This is a genomic window from Bacillus sp. P4_D3, assembly GCF_056401855.1.
This window is the reverse complement of the sequence record NZ_JBFUIN010000253.1, coordinates 1-4,606: the sequence shown is the minus strand read 5'-3', so window position 1 is coordinate 4,606 and position 4,606 is coordinate 1. Positions and strand designations below refer to the sequence as shown.

The 4,606-nt window shown below is 34.8% G+C and carries 5 protein-coding genes, 1 pseudogene and 1 other annotated feature; of the genes and pseudogenes, 3 read left to right on the top strand and 3 right to left on the bottom strand.

All coding sequences use genetic code 11. The features are described 5' to 3' along the window. Both AC1DTM_RS18605 and AC1DTM_RS18600 read left to right on the top strand, forming a co-directional pair. Positions 1 to 243, top strand: a pseudogene (locus AC1DTM_RS18605) (DUF2785 domain-containing protein); the annotation flags it as partial. A 17-nt stretch (positions 244 to 260) separates the two neighbouring features. Then, the gene (locus tag AC1DTM_RS18600; protein WP_002161079.1) at positions 261 to 719 is read left to right on the top strand and encodes an NUDIX hydrolase; all 459 of its coding nucleotides are present in this window, start codon (positions 261 to 263) and stop codon (positions 717 to 719) included. Here AC1DTM_RS18600 and AC1DTM_RS18595 read toward each other — a convergent pair. Beyond that, a complete protein-coding gene (locus tag AC1DTM_RS18595) occupies positions 716 to 1,753 on the bottom strand; it encodes a tryptophan--tRNA ligase (RefSeq protein ID WP_088099365.1) in 1,038 nt (345 codons plus the stop codon). The two genes, AC1DTM_RS18600 and AC1DTM_RS18595, sit on opposite strands and share 4 nt — an antisense overlap. A 5-nt stretch (positions 1,754 to 1,758) precedes the next feature. Further along, positions 1,759 to 1,966, bottom strand: a binding site (T-box leader). A gap of 135 nt (positions 1,967 to 2,101) precedes the next feature. Between AC1DTM_RS18595 and AC1DTM_RS18590 the strand changes: the two genes are divergently transcribed. Further along, complete coding sequence (locus tag AC1DTM_RS18590; protein WP_088099366.1) at positions 2,102 to 3,259, top strand: 1-deoxy-D-xylulose-5-phosphate reductoisomerase; 1,158 nt, start codon at positions 2,102 to 2,104, stop codon at positions 3,257 to 3,259. Between the two features lie 27 nt (positions 3,260 to 3,286). On the opposite strand, the gene AC1DTM_RS18585 is transcribed toward AC1DTM_RS18590, so the two are convergent. Together AC1DTM_RS18585 and AC1DTM_RS18580 are read right to left on the bottom strand one after the other, a co-directional pair. Then, positions 3,287 to 4,408: an AI-2E family transporter gene (locus AC1DTM_RS18585; RefSeq protein WP_133059517.1), complete on the bottom strand. Its 1,122-nt coding sequence runs from the start codon at positions 4,406 to 4,408 to the stop codon at positions 3,287 to 3,289. Between the two features lie 64 nt (positions 4,409 to 4,472). Continuing rightward, positions 4,473 to 4,606, bottom strand: a 134-nt coding sequence (locus tag AC1DTM_RS18580) for a GlsB/YeaQ/YmgE family stress response membrane protein (protein WP_477000629.1), incomplete at its 5' end; no start/stop codon positions are given.

Genomic DNA, 4,606 nt, shown 5'->3' with positions numbered 1-4,606 from the left:
CCGTTAGTATCGATGGTATATCATGACTTTGCACAAGAAGATTTAATTTCAATTATTCATAAAAAAGTACAGAGACTTCCTCAAATTAGAAAACGCCTTTCTCTCAATGAATATTGCATTTTATGCGCCAACATTAAAACATTTTTACGTACATTATTCTTTAGAACAAAAAATGATCACAACTTAGCTTTTACCGCACATAAGACGGAAAAAATGTTAAAGGAACTGCCTAACTATTATTAAGTACAAGGAGAAAAAATATGGGTTATATTGAAGACATGAGACAACGAGTAGGAAATCATCCACTCATTTTAATAGGGTCACACGCCATTATATTAAATGAAAATAATGAAATATTACTGCAGCTCCGTACAGATTTTAACCGCTGGGGGATTATTGGGGGTGCATTAGAATATAACGAAACACTGGAAGACGCTGTGAAACGCGAAGTATTTGAAGAAACTGGACTTACCGTAAAAAATGTAGAACTGTTCCGTACATACTCAGGACCAGATTTCTATCAAATCTATCCAAACGGTGATCAAGTACATGGTGTACTCGTTGTTTATATTTGCCGAGAATTTCAAGGTGAACTTGTATGCGATCAAACGGAATCGAAAGAATTACGCTTCTTTCCGCTTGATGAGTTACCTAGCAATCTTCCTCCTGTTATTGAGAGGATTATTACAGATTTCCAACAAAAACAAGGGAACGCTTAACGTTCCCTCTCAAATCCAATCCGTTTTTTTATTTCCGCTAAATTCACCTTCGCAATAGCCCGTGCCTTTTCCGCACCTTTTTCTAACGCCTCATATAGTAAATGCGGCTCATTCATATACGTTGCGTATTTCTCACGAGGTCCTGCTAGCTCACGATCAACAACGCGAAATAACTCTTTTTTCACATCGCCCCATCCGATTCCGGTCTCATACTTTTCACGCATCGACTGAATTTCATCTTCTGTCGCAAATTCTTTATAGATTGTAAATAACGTTTCTAGTTCTTTCGGTTCATTTGGAAGTGAAGAATCTGTTTTTATTTTGAATATTAATTTTCGTAGTTTTTCTGGCTCTGCAAATAATGGGATAACATTCCCGTAACTTTTACTCATTTTTCTTCCATCAAGACCAGGTAAAATCGCTCCTTCTTCTTGTATCACATACTCCGGAAGTGTAAATGTCATGCCAAATGTATGATTAAAGTACGTCGCAATATCACGCGCAATTTCAATATGCTGAATTTGATCTTTTCCGACAGGTACATGAGTAGCTTGAAATAATAATATATCAGCCGCCATTAAAATCGGGTACGTATATAATCCCATATTCACACCTGCATCAATTTCTAATCCCGCTTCTTTATTTTGCTCTACCTTCGCCTTATACGCATGGGCACGGTTCATAAGCCCTTTCGGAGTTAGACAAGCTAATATCCAAGCTAATTCTAGAATTTCCGGCACTTCCGTTTGTCGATAAAAAATAACATCTTCGCTAAGTCCAAGTGATAACCAAGTAGCTGCTACCTCTTTCGTATAACTACTAAACTGATTCGGATCATGCACCGCATTTAATGCATGATAGTCAGCTATAAAGTACAATGCTTTTCCTTCATTATTCTCTGACATTTGCAATGCAGGTTTAATCGCACCAATATAATTGCCTAAATGCGGGTAACCTGTTGGTTTAATTCCTGTTAACATAATTTTCTCACTCACTCTAACTCCTCCTTTCTCAAAATAAAAAGAGCCCCTCATCCTTAAAAAAGGACGAGAAACTCCCGCGGTACCACCTTAATTAGCTATCATTAGCTCACTTCATACTTCGATAACGTGAAGTAACCGTCTTTACCTACTCATTTCAGTTAGAAGCTCCAGRGCCCATTCCATATTCATCCCTTACTGATTCTCACCAAATATCAGCTCTCTGAAAAGTTTTGAATATGTACTCTTCTCTTTCATTGCTTTTTCGTTTTTTACAGTTTATCACATTCCCTTTCCAATTAAACCCTAATTTTCTGTTTTATATAGCAGGAATTTCCACCTTAATTGTCTAATAATATATAGGTTTGCAGAAATACTCGAAACAACTTTGGAGGTTTTTTCATGGTAAAATATATATCCATTTTAGGTTCAACAGGATCCATTGGCACATCTGCATTAGATGTCGTTTCCGCTCATCCTGAACATTTTAAAATCGTCGGTTTAACCGCAAATTATAATATCGATCTTCTCGAAAAACAAATCGAATCTTTTCAGCCTCGTATTGTAAGCGTAGCGACAAAAGAATTAGCGGACACATTACGTTCTCGTATTTCAACAAATACAAAAATTACATATGGAACTGATGGTTTACTTGAAGTATCTACCCATCCTGATACAAATCTTGTATTAAGTTCAGTTGTCGGTGTTTCAGGTTTACTCCCAACAATTGAAGCATTAAAGGCGAAGAAAGATATCGCTATCGCTAACAAAGAAACTTTAGTTGCAGCTGGACATATCGTCACCGAACTAGCGAAACAAAACGGATGCCGCCTAATTCCAGTTGATAGTGAACATTCAGCCATTTTCCAATGTTTAAATGGGGAAAATAATAAGGAAATCGAAAAATTAATTGTTACAGCTTCTGGCGGCGCTTTTCGTGATAAAACACGTGAAGAAATGAAAACATTACAAGCGAAGGATGCTTTAAAACACCCAAACTGGTTAATGGGCGCAAAACTAACGATAGATTCTGCCACGTTAATGAATAAAGGGTTTGAAGTGATGGAAGCTAAGTGGCTATTCGATATTCCTTATGAAAAAATTGATGTTATGATTCATAAAGAAAGTATCATTCACTCTTTAGTGGAATTTATTGATGGATCAGTCATGGCACAGCTCGGTGCTCCTGATATGAGAATGCCGATTCAATATGCGTTTCACTACCCTACTCGACTACCTTCATCCTATGAAAAATTAAATTTATTAGAAATTGGTAGTTTGCATTTTGAAAAACCAAATTTAGAGAAGTTCCCCTGTCTACAATATGCATTTGAATGTGGAAAAATTGGCGGTACAACTCCAGCCGTATTAAATGCAGCAAATGAAATTGCAAATGCACTATTTCTTGAAAATGAAATTGCATTTTTCGATATTGAGAAAACAATTTACAAAACCGTTGCGGCTCATCATAACGTAAAAGATCCTTCTTTAGATGCTATATTAGAAGCTGATCAATGGGCACGCCAATATGCAAATGAATTGTTAATGAAAAAGAGCTAAAACAGATTTATCTGTTTTAGCTCTTTTTTACGTATTCAACTTAACAAATCTATAACTATGCGTAACTAACACTTTTAATATCGCATATCCTGGAATTGCTAAAATAATCCCCATAATTCCAAATAAATTTCCAGCAGTTAAAATGATAAATATAATAGTAATCGGGTGAATATCTAACTTTTTCCCCATGACTTGCGGAGAAATAAATTTACCTTCTGCTAATTGTACAATCATCATAACGATAATTACTTTTAACACCATTGATGGCGAGTCGATAAATGCGATAATTAAAGCTGGTGTAATTGCAATGATTGGTCCTACGTACGGAACGATATTTACAATCATCGCTAAAATAGCAAGTAGTACCGCATATTTAATACCAATAATAAGATAACCGATTAATAGCATAATACCGATAAATAAACTAACAATAATTTGCCCTCTAATATACGAACTAATCGCATAATGCATATCATCTAGTATTCTCTTCGCAGCTGGTTGTCTTTGCTCAGATATAAACTTTAAAAAATGATTCGGTAATTGCTCACCATCTTTTAAAAGATAGAACAAAATAAATGGAACCATTACAAATGTTAAAACAACTTCAGTAATTGTACTTAAAAATCCAGTTACATTTCCTGTTACTGATGATAATGATTTTGTAAAGTTCATTGTAGAATCTTTTACGATATTAGCAAAATCAATATTTAAACTTTCCTGCATTCTACCAATTACATTACTTTCTCCAAATTTACGTGCTGCCCTTTCGATTTCATGCCCGAAATATGGCAAGTTATCTATTAAAGCATTTACTTGATCTTTAATAATTGGAATAACCGTGACCGCAAGAAAAACAAATAATCCAAGAACAATTATATATATCGAGGCAATTGACACAATTCTCGACACACCTTTTCTTTCTAAAAGAGAAACGAATGGATGCAATATATAAAATAGTACTCCCGCTAATAATACTGGGAAAAAGATTGTTTTTAAAAATACGACGAACGGTGTAAAGACGAATGATATTTTTGTAAGTAATAATATATTTACAAACAGCAACGCGAATCCAAGTAGTACAGCTAAATAATTTTGTTCTTTAAAAAACTTTTTCAACTTATCTCTTTTTCTTATATTTACTTTCTCCAAGTGTACCACCTCTCTAATTAGGAAAAGCCCTAAAAGGGCTTTATAAAACAATCAGTAATAGCCTTTATTTTCTTGCAGCTTTTACTACAAATGATACAATAAGAATTAACACAATTGCACCTAATAATGCTGGCACGACATGAATCCCACCAAATGATGGCCCAAAAGATCCAAATAATCTACTACCTAACCAAGCTC

Excerpts from the sequence above, each read along its gene's own strand:
- AC1DTM_RS18595 (WP_088099365.1), bottom strand. The coding sequence starts at position 1,753 with ATGAGGGGCTCTTTTTATTTTGAGAAAGGAGGAGTTAGAGTGAGTGAG.
- AC1DTM_RS18590 (WP_088099366.1), top strand. The coding sequence starts at position 2,102 with ATGGTAAAATATATATCCATTTTAGGTTCAACAGGATCCATTGGCACA.
- AC1DTM_RS18600 (WP_002161079.1), top strand. The coding sequence starts at position 261 with ATGGGTTATATTGAAGACATGAGACAACGAGTAGGAAATCATCCACTC.